Below are 22066 nucleotides of genomic sequence, written 5' to 3'. Positions count from 1 at the left end.
AGCGTTGCTCAGGAGACAGATACCTTGCCGCGTATCATTCGATCGATCACGATCGATCGGCGGGACATCTTTGACGAGTCGGGAGATGATTGGTTCTTTGCCGCGTCTCTTCTCAATGCCCTTCATACAACTACGAGGTCGTTTGTTGTTGAAGATGAGTTCCTCTTCGAAGAAGGTGATGATCTCGATACCACAACGTTGCTGGAGACAGAGCGCATCCTCCGTCGTATCGGGATCTTTTCCAATGTGAGTGTGCGGTATCGTCATGTTGGGCAGGACAGTGCAGACATCGAGGTCATCACACAGGATCGGTGGTCATTGCGTCCGGCCATCCTCTTTGGAACAGGCGGCGGTATCACGAACATTGGTGCAAAACTCGAAGACGTCAATCTCTTTGGTACCGCTACACAGGCCATGGTCTACGGACTCTACCGGACCGAGAATGATATTGGATGGGAAGGGATGGCAGAGATCACACAACGCCGACTCTTCCGTAGCGAAGTCAACCTCATAGCCGCGCTCAAGGCTAACCGATTCCGAACAGATCAGACGTTGCAGTTCGAGAAGCCGTATCGTACGATGTCAACACCTTGGGCTGGCGGAATTGGTCTTTGGAACAACTTCGGGAGTGACTTTTTCTACGACGGCAGTACGGCTCCTCCATCGCTCCTGCCATTTCACGACCGCGAGGTGGTTGGATGGATCTCGCAAGCTTCGGGAGAGAGAGACAGGTTGTTCACGAGCGCAAGTATTCGGCTCAGTGATGTGAACCGTGCTGTTCCTGCTTCGCGACAAGCCTTCGATAACACCGGACATTTTCTTGTGGCCTTCTCATCGATCGCTCAGACATATCAACGCAGTCAGTTCCTTAATGGCTACGAAACAGAAGATGTTCAAGAGGGGGCATGGGGTTCCGCTATTCTTGGTCGGGTCTTCTCTCTTGGCAATGGTGGACAGACAATGTGGTACATAGGAGGTCAAGCAGAGCAATCGCGATATGCGGCTTCCGATCTCTACCTATTTGGTCGCATCGCTGCCGGTACAGGCTTCGGAGAAAGCAGAGCGTTGTACACATATCTCGAGATCGCCGGACTAGGACATTGGCGGTTGTCTGAAAACTTTTTATTGACATCGCGCATCACCTCGCAGACCGCTTGGAACTGGGCTGCCTTCCGTCAGCTCGTGCTCGACTTTGAATCTGGCCTTCGTGGTTACGCCGCCAATGGTTTGAGCGGTGACAACCGAATCGTTACTAATACGGAAGTCCGCTGGTTCCCCGGATGGAAGGCGTGGATCTTCGGCTTCAGCGCTGTGGCATTCTACGATGCCGGCTCGGTTTGGAATCAAGGGGCCGGACTTCAGCAAACACGCTTCCACAATGCCGTTGGCCTCGGCTTCCGCTTTCATAATCTCAAAGCGTCCGGCGCTGATGCCGTATTCCGCTTCGACTTCGCCTACAACATGGACACCAAGAGCTTCACCGGCCTCATCTTCAACGTAAGTCAGATGTTCTCCGCCTTCGGCTCCCACAAGTATCGTGTACCGGATGTTCTAGGAAGTGATCTGGATCTGCAGTAGCCCCGTGCTAATGTGCTAATGTGCTAATGTGCTAATGTGCTAATGTGCTAATGTGCTAATGTGCTAATGTGCTAATGTGCTAATGTGCTGATGTGCTGATGTGCTGATGTGCTAATGTGCTAATGTGCTAATGTGCTAATGTGCTAATGTGCTAATGTGCTAATGTGCTAATGTGCTAATGTGCTAATGTGCTAATGTGCTAATGTGCTAATGTGCTAATGTGCTAATGTGCTAATGTGCTAATGTGCTAATGTGCTAATGTGCTAATGTGCTAATGTGCTAATGTGCTAATGTGCTAATGTGCTAATGTGCTAATGTGTGGTTGTAAATTCGAATTAGCAAACTAGCACATTAGCACATTAGCACATTAACATGAACATCGCCCCCTACATCGATCACACCGTTTTGAAGCCTGAGTCAACTGCGCAGGCTGTTGATGTCCTATGTGCCGAAGCGGTGCAGTATGGGTTTGCGTCCGTGTGTATTCTCCCTTGGCATGTTGCAAGGGCAGCGGCCATCCTGCGCGGTGGAACTGTGGCCGTGTGCACGGTAGTTGGGTTTCCTCTTGGTGCGTCCACAACTTCTACAAAGGTGGCTGAGACCATCGATGCAATTGAACGGGGCGCTAAGGAGATCGATGTTGTTACATCCATTACAGCGCTCAAGAGTGGAATGTATGACAGTGTGTTAGATGATCTGCGAAGTGTTTGTGAAGTATCACACGAACGTGACGCCATTGTGAAAGTGATCATCGAAACGTGTCTCCTCACTGATGATGAGAAGAAACGTATGTGTTCGATCGTGACGCAGTCCGGTGCGGATTACATCAAGACCTCAACAGGGTTCTCTACGGGCGGGGCAACGTTGGATGATGTTCGGCTCTTGCGGGAGAAAGTAGGACCAAATGTCCTGGTCAAGGCCAGCGGCGGTATCCGAGACCGCACAACGGCTCTTGCGATGATCGAAGCAGGCGCAGCCCGACTCGGCACGTCATCTGGGGTTCTGATCGTGCAAGGCTAAGCCCCTTGTATTGACCTTTGACTTTTTGTAACGAGTTTAGGCACAAGAGTCGTCGCAACAATCAAGAGTTCTGGCGAGAGTAGTAGAAAACACCTTAACTATCTGCTAGAATTAGCTGCCACCACGAATTGTTTCGGTCATGTTATCCATGATCTTAAGAAATGCCATTCCATCAAGGAAAAAGCTGGGGTAAGCTCTTCGTAATGCGTCAATCTGATCAACAGATACAAGTACAATCTGCATATCTGGATCATTTCCAAAACTACGTTCGTACTGCGTATACATTCGATTGGCCATCGAAACCTCCTTTGGAGAAAAGCTCGTGACCTTGGTGATGCCTCTTTTTATATCCAGAATAATGAGGAAGTACTTCTTGTTCTGTTTTCCCGTTGACCCAGGAATGCTCTGTATGACCTGTTGATAAGCCTTCCATTTCTCTTTGATGCCAAGTGCATTGTACTGCTCAACTACGGTATTCAGTAAATCTGTATCTGCCTTACTAAAGTGAAGTATGTTAGTTGATTCGAGACTTGCTATCGCGTCACCGGCAATCTTGAAAAAATCTAAATCCTGTGATGGACCTTCTCCAGACTTTAACGAGTTACCCGTGAAGGTCCCAACAGTCTCAACCGCTGTCGCCCAGGCATGCATCAATTGTGTACGGATTTGCACTTCGATCTTCAGTCCAATGCTCTCTGGTTGCGTAGGTGTCGTGTATTCGAAAACAAAGTGGACGCCCCGATAGCCGTCTGACTTGGGGGAGCTGATGTAATCCTGGAACTTCCTCCGCTTGTGTTTCGAATGAGATCCCAATAGTCGGGTCAGCCGCCATACATCATCTAGGTTGTCCACTACTGCGCGAATACCTGCTATATCCTGCATTGTTGATAGTTGCTTGCTCTCATTGCCCGGTCGGATCAATTTTGAAACAATGGACGATCTTCTTTTCAACCTTTGAGAGATAAATCCGTTGTCAAAGTCGCTCTTTAACTTTTGCCTAAGCATTGCTTGAAAAGTATTGATGACTGGTAGGTGTATGTATCTCCAGTAAGTAAGAACTTCATCTGCGTGAAGTGCCTCCTCGCCACTTGCTAGGTTCTTTAGCATCTCGCCAGCTCTGTTTACTTCTCGATTTGAGTACTGTCGTTTTGGCATTGTATTCCTGTAGGCACCTTATCAACTCAGCAATAGATATTGTTTAACGGAACAGATGCCCGGACATTTGACCGAAAAACGAGTAACTCGTCAGCACGAATATTTCAGTCAAGCTTCACAACTATTTGAAAAAAGGGAAAAATAAATTAGGAAGATATGTGTCGTAACACATATATTTGTGTTGTAACACATAATTCAAACCACTTCGGAGTTCTGCAATGGCAAAATGGACCGTCGACACGCTGCACACAGACGTGCAATTCAAGGTAAAGCACCTTATGATCAACACCGTGACCGGGGAATTCACATCCTACCGCGTTGATGTTGATGCTCCGGGAGATGACTTTGCGGATGCAACATTCGCATTTGAGGCAGACGTGGCTAGCATCACCACAAAGAATGAGATGCGAGACAACCACCTCAAGAGCGATGACTTCTTCAACGCAGAGAAATTCCCAGTTATGAAGTTTTCAGGGAAGGGTCTTACCAAGACATCGGAAAATGAGTTCGTGCTACATGGAGATCTTACCATTCGCGACATCACAAAGCCCGTCACACTCAATGCCGAATATGGCGGACAAATGGTTGACTTCTATGGCAACGTCAAGGCCGGTTTTGAGCTCAATGGGTCGATCAACCGCAAGGACTTTGGTCTCTCGTGGAATGGTGTTACAGAAGCCGGTGGTATCGTTGTATCAGATGCCGTGAAACTCATTCTCAACGTACAACTTCAAAAGCTCGTTACTGAAGAAGTGGCAGCCTAACAACTACGGATCATACACCATGAATCGCACCGTCCGCCTCATCACCAACTCTCACATGACCGGCGTTGGCCCCTTGGTAGTGGCACAACCACTTCCAACTGCTGCGCTGCGCATTGCAGATCCGTTCCTGCTTCTTCACCATGCAGGACCGCAAACGTTTGAGGCAGGCGCTTCAGCGCATCGCATCGATCCGCATCCACATCGCGGATTTGAGCCTGTGACATTCGTGTACCGAGGGAGCGTGCTGCACCGCGACTCCCTCGGCAACGAAGGCAGGATCGGAGCCGGAGAAGTGCAGTGGATCACCAGCGGAAGCGGCATTGTTCATAGTGAAGGTCCAACGGCAGATCTTCAGGAGTCAGGGGGCGAACTTGAACTCATCCAGCTCTGGGCGAACCTCCCTGCGGCAAAGAAAATGATCGACCCGGCCTACCAAGAATTGCACCGAACAGACATTCCACGCGTTTCACTGCTCGATGGTGCTCTTACGCTGGAAGTTGTGGCAGGCATTTATGGAAGTGTGTCCGGTCCGGCTACTACACATAGCCCCATGATCACGGCAATGGGTCACTTCACTGCCGGAGCCAAAGGCACTATTCCGTCATCATCACATCAACAAGTGTTGCTCTATGTCCTCAATGGCTCGATGAAGATCAACGGTGAACACACCGTGGATCGCCATCATCTCGTTGCCTTCGGAACAGAAGGAGACTCAATTGAGATCGAAACACTTACTGATGGCTCGTTGCTCTTCCTTGCCGGCGATCCGTTGAATGAGCCCGTTGCGATGTATGGTCCGTTCGTGATGAACACAGACGACGAACTCCGCGCAGCCTTTAGGGATTATGCCGGTGGGAAGATGGGGACGCTCGCTGAATAGCGAACACAGAACAGCGAACACAGAACAGCGAACACAGAACAGCGAACACAGAACAGCGAACACAGAACAGCGAACAGCGAACAGCGAACACAGAACAGCCCCGTAGGGGCGAAAGAATGCTAGCCCACGACGAAGTCGTGGGGGTGGGGTCGTGGGGGTTGAGCAGCTCAATGAATCAGCAGTGGCGCAGTGCGTTCAGCAGTGCCGATGGTGGCACGCAGGATGTACGAGCCCCGGGCAAGTTCGTGGACATCGATCGAACACTCGCGATCGATGGTGGTGGTTGCAGAGAGAACTGTCTGCCCCATGACGTTGATGATCTCGATGACGGCACTATGAGAGCGATCGTCATCGAAATGCAGAGTGAGGGTCTCTCGTACGGGATGTGGGGCAATGGTCAATGCGCCTACACCATTGAAAAGAATGGTGCGGATGTTGCGAGTTGCGCACACATCGTCGATAGTCATGGACCCGTCGTCATACTCCACGAGGGATTGTTGGCCTGTCCAGAGGAAGCCGGGCTCGCGAATGAAGAGCAGATCTGTGCGTGTAGACGGCGACAATAATGTCGTAACGGGGATCAATGCGAGGGTGTCCGAACCATCCCATCGGCCGATGATGTTTGTCACAACCTTATCGTCGATGAACTCTACCTCCCACGACGCACGAGCGTCTTGGCCAGCGGAAACGGCAAGTTCTCGTGCGCTCCACGAGATGGAAACTCGGAACTCATCAAGCAGGGTACTGTCAATCGCCGGACGTCGCACGAGCAGTACGGGTACGGTGTCCAACACTCCGATACCGGCCGTTAGGTCAGGCATTGCAACACCGGTTATCGCCGTGGCCTCTGCCTGCAATACGGTGGTAAGTGTGCCTAGACATGGAGCGTCGACGGTAACGACAAGACTGTCCACATGTACACCAAACCGTTGAAGCAGCTCCACATCAACGAAGAGTTGTTGCCCTGGAGTCAGCACACATGGCACTACTGGTGTTGTGGTTGTGATCGTGAAAGGGGCTTGTGGTGCCGTAACAGCGCTGATGTGAATGTCTGTAGTACCGGTGTTAGTATACGCTGATCGAAGAGACTGACGTCGACCAATCACAGGTTCTGTGTATACCAACAGTGGTGTTCCGTCAGCAGAAACGTCTACAGCATTACCTCGGATCCGAATGACCACGTTTGTGTCACAAGGCTGGAGACGAATTGTAAGGATGATCTCGTACGGGCCGACCTGTGTTGGTGTGACGTTGACCCGAACTGTGCGACGTGAAACAAATCGGGTGCCGATTGTAATGTCCGTTGTTGCGGAACCTACGATGGAGACATCGGATACTTCCCACGTTGTGGTATCCTGAGACGTGAGCTCAACGTCAACTTCTGCCCGGGAGTTCTGACAGAGGATCAACGTGCTTACATCAACGAACGGCGTTGCTGCTATTCGCGGAGCATTGACCTTCCCATCGATATCGATCCATTGAGTATCAATACAAGCCCCATCAAGGATCACAAAGCCCAATCGTCCGGCGGACATCGCAGCAGAAGGGATCCACTGAATTGGGATCATAATGTCGACGTTCGGTCTGGTAGCAAACTGCTTCGGAAAGTTCAGTTGTATAGCCCCTTGCTCAATGATATCTGTAATGGCGAGGGGATCCGTGTTAGAAGAAGAAAATCGAACGTAGATCGTTGTGTCAACTGGAGTGAAAGTACAACCCGTCTGCTCAGGCATGTCGATTCGCTGTGGCGACATCGTAATGACGCGGTCATTGCGTTGCACAACGATGAATGCCGTGATCGCCGTGTCGCATGGAGTGATGCCTACATCAATTCGAACAGCAGTAGCCGGACTATTGGTTGGGAGATTCACTGCAACGGGGATCCTATACCGTTCGCCTGGTTTGAGAACTACCGCGCTCGGAAATGTGATCGTTGCATTCGGCGAAGGCGATGTGATGGATCTGATGGTTGCATCGGTGTTGGAGTTGTTGAAGAGCCACAGTGCCGTGTCCATCATCGATGTACATGACGGTGCCGTGAGGGTCACATCAGGGAAACCAAACTTCCATCCGGTAGAGACGGAGACAACCACAGTATCGAATTCTATGCAACCGATATCGTTCTCTACGGAGACAATGTATTGTTCCGTTGCAGCTGCGACGAATGAAAAGTCGGGTTGCGTACTAACCACAGCGCCGCCGGACGTGCGCCATGTGATACGCGTTGGATTTCCCGTGACAACAGCCGTGAACTTGAGGGGTGTGCCCGGACACACAACGGTGTCTCTTGGTGCGCGTACATCCAATGGCGGAACGGATCCCGTGTTTTCAGGAACTGAATATCCAAAGGCACTTTGTCCGTCATCACCAGGCAATGCGAGGTACGATTGATTCGCTGAACCTGTTTGATTGACATTGCGTCCATTCGTTCCGCCGGCGAGCGAGAAGGCCATTCCGGCCACCGGACTTGGTCCGGAGTAGATGAACGTACCTGCACCGCCGCCACCGCCAGGCCCATGCTTGGATGATGTGCGCACATTGCCGCCGATCCCGCCGTTCGCATCGATATAGATCCCGCCAATAACGGTTGCGGCTGCCAGGATGATACTACCACCGGCACCACCACCGCCTGCGCCATCATTTGCAGCATCGGTCGCAGGCCGAAGCCCATTGGCCGTAATGCGCCTCGCGTTTCCGGCGAGTGTTGCACATCGAATGATGATGATGCCGCCACCATTGGCTCCGCCGGTGCCTACGTTATCGTTGTTCTGACCTGCACCTCCGCCACCGCCACATCGTGCACGAGGTGTGGTGTTGATGATCAATTGTGAAGTAACTCCGCCCAGCCCACCGTTATCAAAGAACGGTGTGCATCCGTCCCACTGGGAGCCGCCGCGTCCACCAGTGCCGCCATTGCCACCACCTCCGCCGCCAGAGTTATGTGCAACACCGCCACCGCCGCCACTGAAAAGTTCTTGACGTCCGGACACGTTCGTTGCAAGAGGCTCCACAAAGGACTCACCCTTCATCGCCGCGGTCTGACTGTTGATCACATCGTTCGCCGTTGTAACAGAGCAGGTGCCATTGCCCCGCCAGCGAGCACCGCCGCGGAAGCCAATGCCATCGGCTACGATGTTCGCGTTCAAACGAAGCGTTCCGCGCACATCTAGAGCGATCACACCGCCCGTTATGCCATCCCAAGGAGCGCCTGTAAGGGGCATGTTCACGTCGGCATCGGCCAGGATCGGCACGCGGACGAGCTGTACTCGCCCTGTCACGTCGTAGGAATTGAGGAGTGCATGTTTGAGAATGATCGTCGATCCCGAGATCGAATCGATCGTTGCAAACTCGTAGAGCCCAACAGCGCGTGTGTTGTACTGTCCGCTCTGATACGCCCCCTTCATCTGAATGATGAGGACAAGATCACTCTTGGCAAGGGATGTAGTTGAGCCGACGTCGATCTTCGATGTACAGTCTTCAGTGCGAATGCCAGTTACCGCCGTGTAGTTATTGACCACACCGCCGATGGGTGTTTGGGCGCACAGAGGCATCGCCGACAAAACGACGGTTGTGACCATCAAGACAGTGTGCAACCAACGCGTTATCATGGGAGCCCCCTATGCATCAACAGGAGGTTTCTCAGAAAGTTCCAAACCTTCGGTACGTTGTTTGACGTAGTCGATCTCCCAGTCGCTTTTGAAGAGCACAACGGTTCTGCCGTGTTCGTCCTTCATCAGAGGTGCTGCGGTTGCCGGCTTTACGTCCGTGAGGAGCCAGCGCGTACGTGTGTATGGCAAACGCTCGAGTTTTACTTTCTCGTTGTACTCGTTCTCCATGCGCCAGGCAAAGAGTTCGAGCTGGAGCTCTCCCACTACACCAACAAGGGGCACGGGGCTCCCATCGGCCTCGGTAAAGATCTGAATGACGCCTTCTTCACGGAGTTGATCGATGCCCTTGCGGAAGGACTTGGAGAACGAACCGGTAGCGGGCCAAACCTTGGCGTAGATCTCGGGAGCAAAGCGTGGGAAGGACGGAATAGTGGCTGGTGTACGCTCGGTGATCGTATCGCCTACTTGGAAGAGTCCCGGATTAGTGAGGCCGATCACATCACCAGGAAACGCCTCATCAATGATCTTCCTGTCGCGTCCAAAGATCTCAAACGGATACGTGAGTTTTGCTTCACGTCCGCTGCGAGGATGAAAGGCCGTCATCCCCCGATCGAACTTTCCGCTCACGATGCGAAGGAAGGAGATGCGGTCTCGGTGGGCCTTGTTCATATTGGCCTGCACCTTATACACGAAGCCCACGAATTCCTTGCTGTCAGGATCGATCGTCCCCGTAGACATCGTGAAAGGTTGAGGAGGGGGCGCCAATGTCAGGATCGAACGAAGAAAGTGCTCGATCCCGAAGTTCGTGATCGCCGAACCCCAGAAGACCGGTGTGCATTGCTCTCGGAGGTAGGCATCACGATCGAAAGATGGGATCACATGATCTACGAACTCGAGATCTTCGAGGAGTTTGTCATGAGCAATCTCACCGATAGCAGAACGGAGTTCTGCACTTCGAATATCACCGATCGTAACAGGAGCTTTATATCGGTTGCCCACGGTACGCTCGAATTGATACAGCTCGTTGTCGGCTCTATCGAAGATCCCACGGAAATCGGGTCCATCACCAATGGGCCATGTGCGCGGGATCGCAGAGATCCCAAGGACCTGCTCAACTTCATCGAGCAGTTCAAGAGGAGCACGAGCCGGTCGGTCCATCTTGTTCATGAAGGTGATGATCGGAATGCCTCGATCTCTGCAGACCTTGAAGAGCTTGATGGTCTGTTCCTGCACGCCGCGGCCGGCATCGAGGAGCATGATGGCAGAGTCAACGGCCATCAACGTTCGATAGGTGTCTTCGGAGAAGTCTTGGTGACCCGGTGTGTCGAGAATGTTCAGCAGAAGCCCGTCGTACTCAACGCGCATGGCACTTGATGAAACGGAGATGCCGCGTTGTTGCTCGATCTCCATCCAGTCCGACGTGGTGGACGTATGCTTGCCGCCTGTTACGGCACCAGCCTTATGGATAGCGCCAGAATACAGCAGGAGCTTTTCGGTAAGAGTTGTCTTACCCGCATCGGGGTGACTGATGATGGCGACGGTACGTCGGCGTTTGATTTCTGCTGGGAGGTCGGACATATCCAGCAAAGTTACGGTTTCAGGGGGGTCGCCTCGCGTTGAACCTTCATTACATCGATAAGAATCGACAATCCGATGCGGATCGGAGAGATGGTCCACGAAGCATCAGTTACCACATTAGTGAACATCGGGGAGAAACTCACCTCAGGAACGAGCGAAAGGGTCCCGTCGGAATTCATCGGCAGACGGTACCTGGCACCGAAGACAAGTCCCATTTGGAATCCGCTCATGTTGGGAATGTCGCCCGAACTAGCATTTCGCACAGCTGTTCCATCCGGATAGTCGTAAGGGAGCGAGGGATCAGCAAATGCTTCTTGTTCGTCGTATGTGCCCGACATCGCGGTTCCGAGACGGACACCACCAAAGATCGATAAGCCCCTTTCACCAAATCGATAATCGAGCATCGGCTCGAGCATCAAGAATGACGTCGACGTTGTAAGCGTGTGGCGGAATGCGGTCTCCACTGGCTGGTTGTCGATACGGACAGTGGTTGGTTCATCTGTAGTGAATGTAGCCGACGATGTTTGGTAGACGAGACGCCCAACGAGGTCAAGGTTCGATGAAAGGGGCAGATCGAACTCTGCTCCACCGATGAAACCGCCACCGGTAGTTGATGAGTACCCCGGACAACATGTTGGAACCGTTGGCAAGGAGAACTCTTGTGCGCCGTTGAGCATGATCCCGTATGCTCCGGTCACACCGTATGAAAACGAGCGAGTAACAGTCTCGGGTGGCGGCGCAGCCGGTGGTGGTGGCGCCTCCTGCGAGATGGCCTCTTGGGAAAAGGCGCTACCCGCAGGGAGGATCAGAAAGAGTGCGATGATAGAGCAATTGCGAAGCATCATTGAGGTTTCCTTGATCATCGTTGAATGAGCACGGTGTTCCGGTACGTGGTACCGCGTGCATCTGTGGTGAGGAGGTACAGACCTGCGCCTAACGAGCGCACATCAACTACGGCCTGTCCGGTGCCGGAAGCGTCCGGTGTAATGGTTCCATTGAGAACCTCAACACCGATGTAGTTGGCAAGAGACCAAGGAATAGGTGCGGTGCCTGCCCCCTTGACGAGGATCGTCAGATCCGTTGAGGCAGGGGTTGGGAAGACCGTGATGGAGAACCCTTCGAGTTTCGGTGCGAGGTAGCGGTCACCGCCTTCTCGGCAGATGTCGGTAATGACCACCTTGCCGTCCGTCGTTGTGATGTCTGCCGTGGTGTCTGCCGTCCACACAAAATTCGACAGTGTTAGCATGGTCATGTCTGTTGTGCCAAGAACAGCCGTGAATGTGAGCTCGCCGATCTGTCCCACCGTGTCTGTGCCACGAGTGCCGTTGATAGCGATCGTGCACGGTGTGAACTGTCCGTTGACGAAACAATCCGGAGTGGAACCACCGGCACCAACAACGACCATTGGGTTGTAGGTAACGTTGGCGGTCCATGCCCGGAGGTTGTTCGCGTTGAGACCTTGCGATGTGGCGATCCTGATCGGGACCGAGAAGCGATCACCGATCTTCACTGCAGCCGTATCGATCACGATATGGCTTTGAGCAGCAACAGTGCTTGTTGTACACGTACCAGTGAAGGTTGTAAAGGCACTTGATGAACACGGTGAAAGAACTGCAGCTTCGATCGAATCCACGAACGAAGCTCGTCCGGCACAGTTCACGCGGTAGTCCACTTCGATCCTTCCGCCGGGAAGTATGTCCGTCAGATTTGCCGGCCGCGTGGCGACGATGAATGTGTTCGCTGAGCGAGACGTGACGCCAACACGGAGTGTGTCCGTGCCGGAATTCGTGAACGTAACCGTGCCTGTTGTTGTACCTGCAATGGATCCAAGTGCAACATTGGTATTGTCGGAAGTGAGCTCTGCTCGAGTACGCGAACCGTTGACGCGGATCACGCGGCGCTCGCTGCATGGTTCAAAGATCACCACGATGGAATCCACGAGTGGGCCTTCTGCGATCGGAGTCCACACAACATTAAATGAGACCGGCTGTCCCGGAGTGAGCCCTTGGCCGACAGCCAAGGTAGTTGTTAACGTAGAACCGGTAGTGACACTTGCCACCGTTGCAGAACCCGTTCCGTCGAATGTGACTTGTGTGGTCCGTGTGGTTGATGCCGAGGCCTCACATGCCGAGAACTCACCGAAGTCCACCGAAGCCGGTGTTGTAAAGGCAATGCCGTTCTTCTGTGCTGTGAACGTTACCGGCAAGCTCACTGTGCACGGTTCTGCAACGAGCGTAGCCGTCTGTGAAAACGCTCCTGTGGCGGCTGGTCTGATCGTGACGCGCACATTCTGCGTTGATCGTGCTGCAATGGTGAGTGGTCCGGCAGGCGAGAAGATCACCTCTGCAGTCGAAGGCAGTGAAACGGTGACGCCCACGCTTGATGTGTTGTTGATCGTGATCGTGGTATCGCGCTCGATCTCACAGCCGGAGAGTGTTCCCATATCGATCGATGACGGAGTTGCCGTTACCGTCACCTCAGATGTGATCGCGTTGAGGTTCACTCTCAGCGTATCAGAGCATGAGCCTGACGTGAATGGGAACTTGGCTACTGTTGTGAATGTGCCTGCGCCGGACGGTGAGTACTGGAAGACAACCTTTCTCTCTTCGCCGGGGTTGATGCTCACGGATGTTGTCGGAGACACAAGAACAAACGGTGCACTAACGATGCCCGCCTGAAGAACCAGTACTTCTTGACCGCCATTGCGGATGGTTGTAGAATCGGTCTTTGACGTTTGCTGACAGATCACGCCGGCACCAAAGCTGATCGTGCCCGGGATGACCGTGGCTGTGAGCTGTTGCTTGACTGCTTTGTAGGGGAACGAAACGCTCCACGCACACGGCGTACCGGAGAGTGTGAAGGTTCCGTTGATCGTACCCGCTGCCGTTGGTGCGATACGCACACGGAGACGTGTGAGTTCACCTGCAGGGATTTGAATTGGGGGCACAAGTGAGGTAACCAAGCTGACATTTGCGTTGTCCGGTGTGAACGTACTGATACGGATATCATAGTCCATCGGATTGGCGATGATGATCTCTTGTTCTGCCGCAGTTGCGCACGCATCGAGCGTGCCGAAGTCAACAAGCGCCGGTGAGGTGTTCGGCTTCGGTGCCATGATCGAAACCAGAACAGTGTCCTTGCCGATGCAGCCGGCTGCATCTGTTACCGTTACTTCGTAACGAGATGTAGTGCCAGGACTGACCGATGGTGACTGGAGTGTATCGCTGTCGATGAACTCCGGACCGGGTTCCACGCGATTCCATTTATATCGATACGGTGGCGTTCCAACGGACGGAGTTGCTGTGAGTGTCACCGGGATGTTGAGACACGAGACCACATCGCCCCCTGCATTCACTACGGGCTTTGGATTGCGTCTGATAATGATCGTGTCTCGATATCGGCATCCGTCCAGTGTAGTACAGACAACTGAATACGTGCCGGAATCGCTGACAACAATTGTGCGAGTGGTGACTCCGTTAGACCAGAGATACTTATTGAAACCATTAGGAGCAACAAGCTGACGAGTCTCAACATCACACAGCGTCTCTGGTCCATTTGCCACGATCGTAACAATGGAATCCGGACAGTTGCTGAAGTAGGAAACAAACCCGTTCGCGCGGAGTGTGTCTTTGTCGAGCTTGGAAGAATCTTGATAGGCACCTGCTGTGGTATCCATCCTGTAGGAATTCACAGAACCCATCATACTTACGTAGGCATTGCCTTCGCAGAAGATGTCGTTTAGGATATCCATGCCAAAATCAGAGTTTGGCGGTGGCGGTGGACCGCCCATGCTTATCGTTGGAAGGGGAGTCTGCGGCGGCGCACCATAATATGTGCCGTACAAGACGGTCTGTCCGGTTGGATCTAGCTGAGCAAAGTACCCGTCATATCCATAATTGCCGTTTGGTGTAGGCTGGAAGGCGTCCGGAGAAATAGGAATCGTGGTTGATCGATTCGTGAATCCAGCGATCCAAACATTGTTGCTTTTGTCTACGGCAACACCATAGAGAGCATCTAGAGAATCCCCACCATAATAGGTTGAAAACTGTGTTGTTCCATTGCTGAGGATCTTGCGGATGAACCCGTCTGACAGTCCTCTCATGGTTGCTTGAAGCGGATTGATTGTAGGAAAACCAGCAGCTTGAACAATACCTACAACCGTTGCAGCACCTGTACCGTCAACAGCGAGGTCTCCGAACTGATCGTAGCTGACAGTGCCGAACATCGTTGCCCATTGTCGAGCCGGCGTTGGACCGAATTTGACAACAGCGATGTCTTCATAGTTCTTGTATGTGGTCGCGTCTGTGACAGGGAAGTCAGCCGAATACGTTATTCCACCAAAGATGATGTTCCCTGTCGGATCGAATCCGATCTTGTCACCAAAATCTTCGCCACCACCTCCATAGAAAATGAGGTAGTGATTATTCCATTGGTCCGGATTGAGCGTCTTTGGCTTGACAACACTGACGAACATGTCCGTGTTATTCGAGTTGTTCGTTGGATTCTTCACATATCCGGCATCACCGAAGAGATTCCCGAGTCTAGGACTGCGGGTATAACCAACGATCGCAACGCGATCGGCACTGACGGCGATCCCTGTAGCAACATCGCTTTCGCGACCATATACCTGCCAGCTGTCTCCCCATGAGCCGTTCGGAAGAAGCTTGAGCACAATGGCTTCTGCTGCCTGGACTGAATCCCAATCGCCGTACGGTCCGCTTCCCATCTGGAGATTCGGCAGATCAGGCGAATTCGTCTGACCGCAGGTCCACACATTCCCCTTGGCGTCAGTGGTTACATCGCGTAGTCGGTCATTGTTGGATCCACCGTAATAGGTATGCCAGACAAATTTGCCTAGCTCGGTGAACTTGGCCACGAAGCCGTCAAAGCCGGCCTTGTATCGACGTTGAAGTACTCCGGCAACATTCGGCATGTTCGTCGCCGTAGTGGTTCCGCAAATGAACACGTTGCCAAACGGATCCGCCGTGATCCGTGGTGTTTCAATGTTCTGATTCCAACCGTAGTAGGTTCCCCAAACCCGCTGTGGATCTACCACGAGCTCGCGGGATCTGTCATATTCGCCGATCTCGAATCGAACTGAATGCCCATCAACCGCGAATTTGGCCTGGACGGTATTCCCACGTGATCCATCGAGCCCCTTCTCGAATACCACAGGAGCATTCTCGCCGATCATTCCGAGTGGAGTTGTGACGGAGATATCACCTTTGTCCGACAGATATGGTCCAGAGCCACCTACATATCGGAATGCAATCTGCCGAGCATCAGCGCCTGGATGGACAATGAAGTCGTATTTCACACCGAGGTCGGTAACGTACATCCGCAGGTCGATCCCCGGCCAAACGTCGTGATACAGGAGGGCAGTGAACCGTTCTGAGATCAAACCAGTAGCCCCGGTGCCGGGAAGGATGTAGCGGACAATACCGTCTGTTTTTTGTTGGAACTCGAGTCGTGGAGCTGGATTGCTAGCGATAAGCTGCATGTCTACACGATAGGTGTTGATGTCGAACTCCGGTTCATGCTTTGGAGAGGCCGGATCCTTGGTCACTGCTGTCTGCATGATGTGGAGCCCACCGCCATGGACGTAGGCCATAGCTCCGTTCATACGGATCACCGCATCAACATAAGCGGCACTGCCACCTCCGTCGAACTGCACCTGACCAACGTTCCTCTCAAATGCAGGAGGAATGTTTGGAGCAGAACGTTGGGAAGGCGCGATGCTGGCTGAGAGAGCCATAACCGAGGCGATGAAGACCGCAATGAAGAGAGGAAGACGACAGCGAACGCGCATGGGAGCTCCAGGTGGAGAAACGGAGGGACGAGAATACGGCAGAACTGGATGACTGCAAAGACACTTCCATATTCCGTATCATTGACAATTGACCGCTATGAACGTTCCAAAAGCATGACAACCATTGAGACGCTCTCGAGTGTACACGGACGTGCGCTCCTGCGTGACATCTATCGTGAACTCCGCTTTGAGCGGCAAGTAAGCTCGCTGGTGGTTCTGACGACCATGTGGCGGATCTGCGCAACTGAGCGCGAGCTCATACGAATGACCAAGCGGGACGTTGTGGTTCTCCACCCACTTGGTATATGGTCCGGAACATCCCTTTGGATGCAGGAGGTGATCAACAGGTTCTTTTATTCGGCGATCAATGCCTTTGTGTACTTCGGAGCAGCCCTTCTGCTCGTGGCTGTGGGCCTCAATAGGACGCGTGTCATTGAAACCCCGGGGCTTGTGGTTGCTGGCGTGATCCTCGAGGCACTCCTGCTGATGCTACTCTTTGTGGTTATGTTCTTTACGCCGCCGGAAGAGATCGAGCAGACCTCATCCAACAACGGTCAGTCAGCAGCAGCAGAAGAACTCCTTCGAGAACTAGGTGAGATCGGCCGAGACTATGCGGCAATGGCCGTTCAACTTGAAACCATCGCAGGGACGCTCAATGACCTCGTTGAGCGCCAGGACACCATGATCGTGCAAATGCGCGATGGCGTAGAGGCCGCAGTCAGTGCAGTTGCCCCAAATCCTGATCTGATGAATGCCATGAGGTCCACTACCGTGTCGCTGGAGCGATTCACGGAAGGCGTAGATGTCCTAGGAGAGCGCCTGAAGTCCGTGGAACGTCAGGAAGTGGAACGGCTCGTACGCACAGAGATCGAACGTATACTCTCTCGCCACATATTGGATCGCGATGAACGACCGTCATCGTCGACGTAGGCGAGTTGAGATCTATTTCGTTCTCTATCTCGTGGCTCTTGTCCTGCTCATGCCGGACAAAGGGGACCAGACAGAAACGAAGAATGATGTCGCTGCCCTTGCACATGCCCGCTTGGAGTTCACGCCGGACCGTATGCGGCTTCTGTGTGAACTCACACGCGATAGCACAGGTGGTGCGCGGATCGAAACACTTGATTCATTCAATGTGATCCGTTACTCAGGAACGGTTGCCGATATGCGTGTGAGCGCACGCATTGAAGAGGTTGAGACCGGACAGGTCCTTACTATTGAGTCGGGTGAATCCTCAACCTCGATGTTCGCGCTCGACCATCAACCGCAGCGTAATGCCGTTGTCTTTCGCTGGCATCCGGACTTTACAAATGCCATGACCCGAACGTTCCGTGTTACCATCCTTGGCAGTGGGGCCCCGGTAGGATCGCCCGGAGCCAATGGGACCGACACCGATGACCTGCCTGCCGGACTCCGCATGACCGGATCCACACAGTTCATTCTCTCCACGATCGTAGACAAGGAGTCCCCGTCTACCTTCATCACCTTGCCAGGAGGGAGAGACACCGTTATCGTCCGAGACACATCGGATCGTAGTGGAGGGCTTGTCGCAATGGGTGAGTTTTGGATCGATCCTGCACGAGACAGGATCAATACCATCTCATCGCGTGAGTGGACCAATCGCATCAGCGTTGGGGGAGCCGATCCTGCCAGAGATCTCGTTGGCATGCCTCGCATCCGAGTGATCGGAGAGAACATCGGTGAGGTTCAGCGATACACAGATCAACGGACGATCATTGTGAAGGGGCGTGCCCCTCGCAGCGGATCGGTCACAATTGAAGTAAGCGCACAGCGCAGAGATGGTCAAACTCGTACAACAACATTCGTTGTCAGTGCTCAACCCCTTGCGGTGGTTGATGTGCCGGATGTGATGTTCCCGAATGTGGACTACGTCGTTGACCCACGTCTACCGGCAGTGGAGAACGCGCGAGCCGTGGTCCGCGATGGAGATCGAGAGATCGCGTCCACGAATGAAGGAACACTACGGATCCGACCGCAGCACCGAGACACCGGTCGCACGCTCACATTCGAACGCTTCGTGGATGGCAACCGTGAAGGTCCTACCCAACAGATCCAGGTGCGGAGTTATCCGGCACCTGTCATCCGCGATGTGAAGCGTGATGCCGACCAACGCAAGAAGACCGTGGTTGTGCAGTTCTTCTCAAACGATCGAAGCGTGAACCGACCAACTCTGAGAGTAGTGGATGGGAATGCCCAAGAGCCACGGAAGCTCTCCGGATACCTAAGGGCTGCTGACGCACAGCAGCCAACAACCTCGTGGTTGGAGGTGTTTGAGATCACCATCCGCGACCCACAACGCCCCTTCACCTTCCGCATTCAAGCAACGGATGATAAGGGGCGATTCAGTCCTGTTTGGGTTGAGGATTAACGTCGAGCAATTCGGTAGAGCCGAACGTTTTCCATGTGTTCAGCACCTGTTCGGGCAAAGCGATGCAGGCCCGTGCTGTCTCCGCGCGCAACAAAGTACAAGAACTGATGCTCGGCGGGGTGCAGTGCAGCCTTGATCGCATCAGCACCGGGATTGCCTATCGGGCCCGGCGGTAGACCGGTATGGAGGTATGTGTTGTACGCGTGTGAGTCATCGAGGTCGCGGTAGAGAACGCGTCGTTTGACGCCAATGCCGTATTGTACTGTTGGGTCTGCCTCGAGTCTCATCCCTCGTTTCAATCGGTTCGAATACACTCCGGCTATTGCAGGCATCTCGGCAACATTGGCGGCTTCCGCTTGCACGATGGAGGCAAGTGTGAGACCCTCCTTTCGTGATGTTCGTACGTTCAACTCATTCCAGATCGAACGAGCACGCTCTGCAAGACGCTCACCGATTGCACTTGCGTCATCGCGCCACAGAACATCATAGGTGTCGGGCATCAAATATCCCTCCATCGACGGTGCATCGTCGGTGTACTTTGCCACTACAGAGTCCTGCTCGCACCAGGAAACAAATGCCGATGAATCTATTTCTGCCTTCCGTTGCAGAATGCTCGCGATCTCTCGATACGTTAGACCCTCCGGTATGGTCACACGTATTGCAGGTCTTCGTCTGCCGCTCAGGAGAGCCGTAACAACATCCCATTGCGAATCAGAAGACGTGAATCTGTACCAGCCATGATGCACCGGGCGTTGGGTGATCCTAGCCATCAACCGTGCCGTCATACGCACGAGGGCAGGTGTTGGAAGCGTACATTGCGCATCTATGCTGTCGATCGCTCCGGCGATGGTTGTTCTCCGGGCAATATGGACAACACGCTCTCCGTTGATAGGTAGTGGGCGTTGGAGAGTCCACACAATCCCGGCAGCCCCAGCAAGCGAGGCAAGCATTACGAGGACCACGATGCGACGAAGAGGACGTTTCTTGGGCACGGACATAGCACGAAAGATAGGACTCATTGTCGTTATCATCGTTGTGTTGAGTCAGCCAACTTTTGCCTTGCTCGATACAGAGCCGGAGATCTTCTTTGGTCCAGCCTTTACGAGTCTCGATAACGAGGTAGAAGTTGGGTTTGGCTTCGGCGGGGGAATGAAGGTTGACATGTTGCCATTTGCCGGCGGGACGATCCAGTTCTGCGGTGGACTGATGCCGGTGTTTGCTGTTGATTCAACAGATGGGTTCACTATGACCCAAGCTCATATCCCCTTAACCGTGGTGATCGCATTTCTTGAACGTCCACTGAATGACGACCGGTTAGGTCTCGGCGGTTCGATCGGCTTCGGGATCATGAATACTCTCGGACGATACTCGCCATCTGCCGTTGACATGAGACCGTGTTTCACGATCGATCTCACGTTCGGGATCTTTGAGCGAGGAGCGCTGATGTTCCGTTATACAGCGGTGGTGGGGGACAAGACCTCTACTGACGGCAGGGCACTGAGCTATCAGTCGTTGCTCGTTGTTGGTTCTACGACGTGGTGACGGATTCCCGTACGGTCTGAACGAAGATGTCGTGAAGTGACGGTTCTGCCACCTCGAATCTCGTGATCTCGACGTTGTTGATAGCGGTGCGAAGTACGTCCATCGGCTGTACCGAAGGGTCGGTGATTCGCAGTTCGACGCGCCCGGCAGCAGAGTCTAGCACAGAAGTACCAAAGATCTCCCTCATCGGAGCGTCTTCTCCGTGGTAATCCACGTAGACCCGGTCACTGCGGAAGCCGGCGCGAACCTCACGTACAGAGCCATTGAGAACCACACGCCCCTTATTGATCAAGGCGATATCATCACAGAGCCTCTCAACCTGGTCCATCTGATGTGTTGAGAGAATGATGGTAGTACCGCGTTGCTGAAGTTCCTTGATCACCGTGATCAACAGGTCAGAATTCAACGGGTCGAGTCCGCTGAACGGCTCGTCCAGGATCACCAATTTCGGTTCATGCAGGATGGTGGAGATGAACTGCACCTTCTGCTGCATGCCTTTTGAGAGTTCCTGAACCTTTTTAGACTCCCATCCTGCAGCGTCCATGCGAGCCAGCCACCAAGAGCCACGTTTGAAAGCCTCACGTCCGTCAAACCCCTTGAGCTGGCCGAAATACGTGAGTTGCTCAGCAACGGTAAGCTTCTTGTACAGACCTCGCTCCTCAGGCAGGTAGCCAATCGAGTTCTGTTCGATGGCAGAAACAGTCCTGCCGTCGAGCAAGATCTCTCCTTCATCAGGCATGATGATGTTTGTGATCATGCGAATGAGCGTAGTCTTCCCTGCACCATTCGGACCAAGGAGGCCGTAGATGCGTCCGCCGTTCACATTGAGCGTGATATGATCATTGGCGATGTGGGCGCCGAAGCGCTTCGTGATGTTTGTTATTGAGAGCATGGCGCTAAGGTACGGTCCGTTGTGGAAAAGGGTTGCACGTGCTGGTATCCCCACATTCGTAACTTTGTGGCACTTTTTGAATGGACCTGCTGTTAGGGAGGCCATTCCGATCAACTTCGACGGGGAGAAACATGAGAGCGTTCGGCGATGTATGGCGTTCGAACATATTTCAGAAGTGGGTGATGGCCCTTACCGGCCTCCTTCTGGTCCTCTTTCTCATCGGCCACCTTTCAGGAAATCTCCTGATCTTCTTGGGGCCGGAGCACATGAACGAATATGGTCGCAGCCTCCGCACGATGGTCCACGGAGCAGCGATCTGGCTGGTTCGGGGCGGACTGTTGTTGGTGTTCGTGCTGCATGTTTGGTCTGCGATCAGGCTCACACAACGTAACCGAGCAGCACGACCGGAGAAATACGTCAAAGTGGACACACGCACATCTACGATGGCATCCCGTAGCATGGCGCTCTCTGGGCTTCTTCTCCTAGTGTATGCCTTGTATCACCTAGCGCACTTCACATGGGGCACGGCGCATTCGCAATTCTACGCTGGACAAACAGGGTGGGAGTACGCTCTTGCAGATGGAACCATCGTGCCAGATGTGTACCGTATGGTGTTGGCAAGTTTCCATGAGCCCCTTATAACAGCGATCTACATTCTGGCGATGGTTCTGTTGGGATTGCACCTTAACCATGCCGTTGCCAGTGCCTTCCAGACCCTCGGCGTAACGAATAAGCGTTTGGTCCCGGTCATTCGGCTTGTCGGCCCAATCCTCGGCATCGGCGTTGCCATTGGCTTCTGCAGCGTGCCGCTTTCGATCATTGCCGGCCTTGTGCATTAAAAGAACGAAGGA

15 protein-coding genes are annotated in these 22066 nt (G+C 53.3%); 8 read left to right on the top strand and 7 right to left on the bottom strand.

Features of this window, described 5'->3' with window-relative positions; genetic code table 11:
* Positions 1-24 precede the first annotated feature (24 nt).
* Both IPI29_05705 and deoC read left to right on the top strand, forming a co-directional pair.
* Positions 25-1578 carry a hypothetical protein gene (locus IPI29_05705; GenBank protein MBK7412032.1) on the top strand — a complete coding sequence of 518 codons (1554 nt, stop codon included), beginning with the start codon at positions 25-27 and terminating at the stop codon, positions 1576-1578.
* Between the two features lie 372 nt (positions 1579-1950).
* Positions 1951-2598 (top strand): deoxyribose-phosphate aldolase, encoded by a 648-nt coding sequence (deoC, locus tag IPI29_05700; protein ID MBK7412031.1) that lies wholly within the window; start codon positions 1951-1953, stop codon positions 2596-2598.
* Between the two features lie 111 nt (positions 2599-2709).
* Here the strand turns inward: deoC and IPI29_05695 are convergent, their stop codons facing one another.
* Entirely contained in the window at positions 2710-3753 is a 1044-nt protein-coding gene (locus IPI29_05695) for a RelA/SpoT domain-containing protein (protein MBK7412030.1), read from the bottom strand.
* Positions 3754-3971: 218 nt separating this feature from the next.
* Between IPI29_05695 and IPI29_05690 the strand changes: the two genes are divergently transcribed.
* Together IPI29_05690 and IPI29_05685 are read left to right on the top strand one after the other, a co-directional pair.
* Entirely contained in the window at positions 3972-4517 is a 546-nt protein-coding gene (locus IPI29_05690) for a YceI family protein (protein ID MBK7412029.1), read from the top strand.
* A gap of 19 nt (positions 4518-4536) precedes the next feature.
* A complete protein-coding gene (locus tag IPI29_05685) occupies positions 4537-5397 on the top strand; it encodes a pirin family protein (GenBank protein MBK7412028.1) in 861 nt (286 codons plus the stop codon).
* 167 nt (positions 5398-5564) lie between these two features.
* On the opposite strand, the gene IPI29_05680 is transcribed toward IPI29_05685, so the two are convergent.
* Genes IPI29_05680 through IPI29_05665 form a run of 4 tightly spaced genes read right to left on the bottom strand, consistent with a single transcriptional unit; the run spans position 5565 to position 16392 of the window.
* Entirely contained in the window at positions 5565-8975 is a 3411-nt protein-coding gene (locus IPI29_05680) for a hypothetical protein (GenBank protein ID MBK7412027.1), read from the bottom strand.
* Between the two features lie 39 nt (positions 8976-9014).
* Complete coding sequence (locus IPI29_05675; protein MBK7412026.1) at positions 9015-10583, bottom strand: peptide chain release factor 3; 1569 nt, start codon at positions 10581-10583, stop codon at positions 9015-9017.
* Between the two features lie 11 nt (positions 10584-10594).
* On the bottom strand, positions 10595-11446 hold the full coding sequence (locus tag IPI29_05670) for an outer membrane beta-barrel protein (protein ID MBK7412025.1): 852 nt from the start codon (positions 11444-11446) through the stop codon (positions 10595-10597).
* The gene (locus IPI29_05665) at positions 11443-16392 is read right to left on the bottom strand and encodes an SBBP repeat-containing protein (GenBank protein ID MBK7412024.1); all 4950 of its coding nucleotides are present in this window, start codon (positions 16390-16392) and stop codon (positions 11443-11445) included. Before IPI29_05665 ends, IPI29_05670 begins: the two co-directional genes overlap by 4 nt.
* 114 nt (positions 16393-16506) lie before the next feature.
* Between IPI29_05665 and IPI29_05660 the strand changes: the two genes are divergently transcribed.
* Together IPI29_05660 and IPI29_05655 are read left to right on the top strand one after the other, a co-directional pair.
* Complete coding sequence (locus IPI29_05660; protein MBK7412023.1) at positions 16507-17322, top strand: hypothetical protein; 816 nt, start codon at positions 16507-16509, stop codon at positions 17320-17322.
* Positions 17297-18781 (top strand): hypothetical protein, encoded by a 1485-nt coding sequence (locus IPI29_05655; GenBank protein ID MBK7412022.1) that lies wholly within the window; start codon positions 17297-17299, stop codon positions 18779-18781. The genes IPI29_05660 and IPI29_05655 overlap by 26 nt, the downstream gene beginning before the upstream one ends.
* Here IPI29_05655 and mltG read toward each other — a convergent pair.
* On the bottom strand, positions 18778-19779 hold the full coding sequence (mltG, locus tag IPI29_05650) for an endolytic transglycosylase MltG (GenBank protein ID MBK7412021.1): 1002 nt from the start codon (positions 19777-19779) through the stop codon (positions 18778-18780). The genes IPI29_05655 and mltG overlap by 4 nt on opposite strands.
* On the opposite strand from mltG, the gene IPI29_05645 reads away from it, so the two are divergent.
* On the top strand, positions 19766-20323 hold the full coding sequence (locus IPI29_05645; GenBank protein MBK7412020.1) for a hypothetical protein: 558 nt from the start codon (positions 19766-19768) through the stop codon (positions 20321-20323). The two genes, mltG and IPI29_05645, sit on opposite strands and share 14 nt — an antisense overlap.
* On the opposite strand, the gene IPI29_05640 is transcribed toward IPI29_05645, so the two are convergent.
* A complete protein-coding gene (locus IPI29_05640; protein MBK7412019.1) occupies positions 20310-21215 on the bottom strand; it encodes an ATP-binding cassette domain-containing protein in 906 nt (301 codons plus the stop codon). The genes IPI29_05645 and IPI29_05640 overlap by 14 nt on opposite strands.
* Positions 21216-21346: 131 nt before the next feature.
* Here IPI29_05640 and IPI29_05635 point away from each other — a divergent pair, with 131 nt between their 5' ends.
* A complete protein-coding gene (locus IPI29_05635) occupies positions 21347-22054 on the top strand; it encodes a succinate dehydrogenase cytochrome b subunit (protein ID MBK7412018.1) in 708 nt (235 codons plus the stop codon).
* Positions 22055-22066 lie beyond the last annotated feature (12 nt).

It is taken from the genome of Ignavibacteria bacterium (assembly GCA_016707005.1).
Classification (GTDB): domain Bacteria; phylum Bacteroidota; class Ignavibacteria; order Kapaibacteriales; family Kapaibacteriaceae; genus UBA10438.
This window is presented reverse-complemented; position numbering and strand designations above follow the sequence as displayed.

Bases quoted from the DNA above. Each gene is read 5' to 3' on its own strand.
- deoC (MBK7412031.1), top strand. From the start codon at position 1,951: ATGAACATCGCCCCCTACATCGATCACACCGTTTTGAAGCCTGAGTCA.
- IPI29_05695 (MBK7412030.1), bottom strand. From the start codon at position 3,753: ATGCCAAAACGACAGTACTCAAATCGAGAAGTAAACAGAGCTGGCGAG.
- IPI29_05690 (MBK7412029.1), top strand. From the start codon at position 3,972: ATGGCAAAATGGACCGTCGACACGCTGCACACAGACGTGCAATTCAAG.
- IPI29_05685 (MBK7412028.1), top strand. From the start codon at position 4,537: ATGAATCGCACCGTCCGCCTCATCACCAACTCTCACATGACCGGCGTT.
- IPI29_05680 (MBK7412027.1), bottom strand. From the start codon at position 8,975: ATGGTCACAACCGTCGTTTTGTCGGCGATGCCTCTGTGCGCCCAAACA.
- IPI29_05675 (MBK7412026.1), bottom strand. From the start codon at position 10,583: ATGTCCGACCTCCCAGCAGAAATCAAACGCCGACGTACCGTCGCCATC.
- IPI29_05670 (MBK7412025.1), bottom strand. From the start codon at position 11,446: ATGATCAAGGAAACCTCAATGATGCTTCGCAATTGCTCTATCATCGCA.
- IPI29_05665 (MBK7412024.1), bottom strand. From the start codon at position 16,392: ATGCGCGTTCGCTGTCGTCTTCCTCTCTTCATTGCGGTCTTCATCGCC.
- IPI29_05660 (MBK7412023.1), top strand. From the start codon at position 16,507: ATGACAACCATTGAGACGCTCTCGAGTGTACACGGACGTGCGCTCCTG.
- IPI29_05655 (MBK7412022.1), top strand. From the start codon at position 17,297: ATGAACGACCGTCATCGTCGACGTAGGCGAGTTGAGATCTATTTCGTT.
- mltG (MBK7412021.1), bottom strand. From the start codon at position 19,779: ATGTCCGTGCCCAAGAAACGTCCTCTTCGTCGCATCGTGGTCCTCGTA.
- IPI29_05640 (MBK7412019.1), bottom strand. From the start codon at position 21,215: ATGCTCTCAATAACAAACATCACGAAGCGCTTCGGCGCCCACATCGCC.
- IPI29_05635 (MBK7412018.1), top strand. From the start codon at position 21,347: ATGAGAGCGTTCGGCGATGTATGGCGTTCGAACATATTTCAGAAGTGG.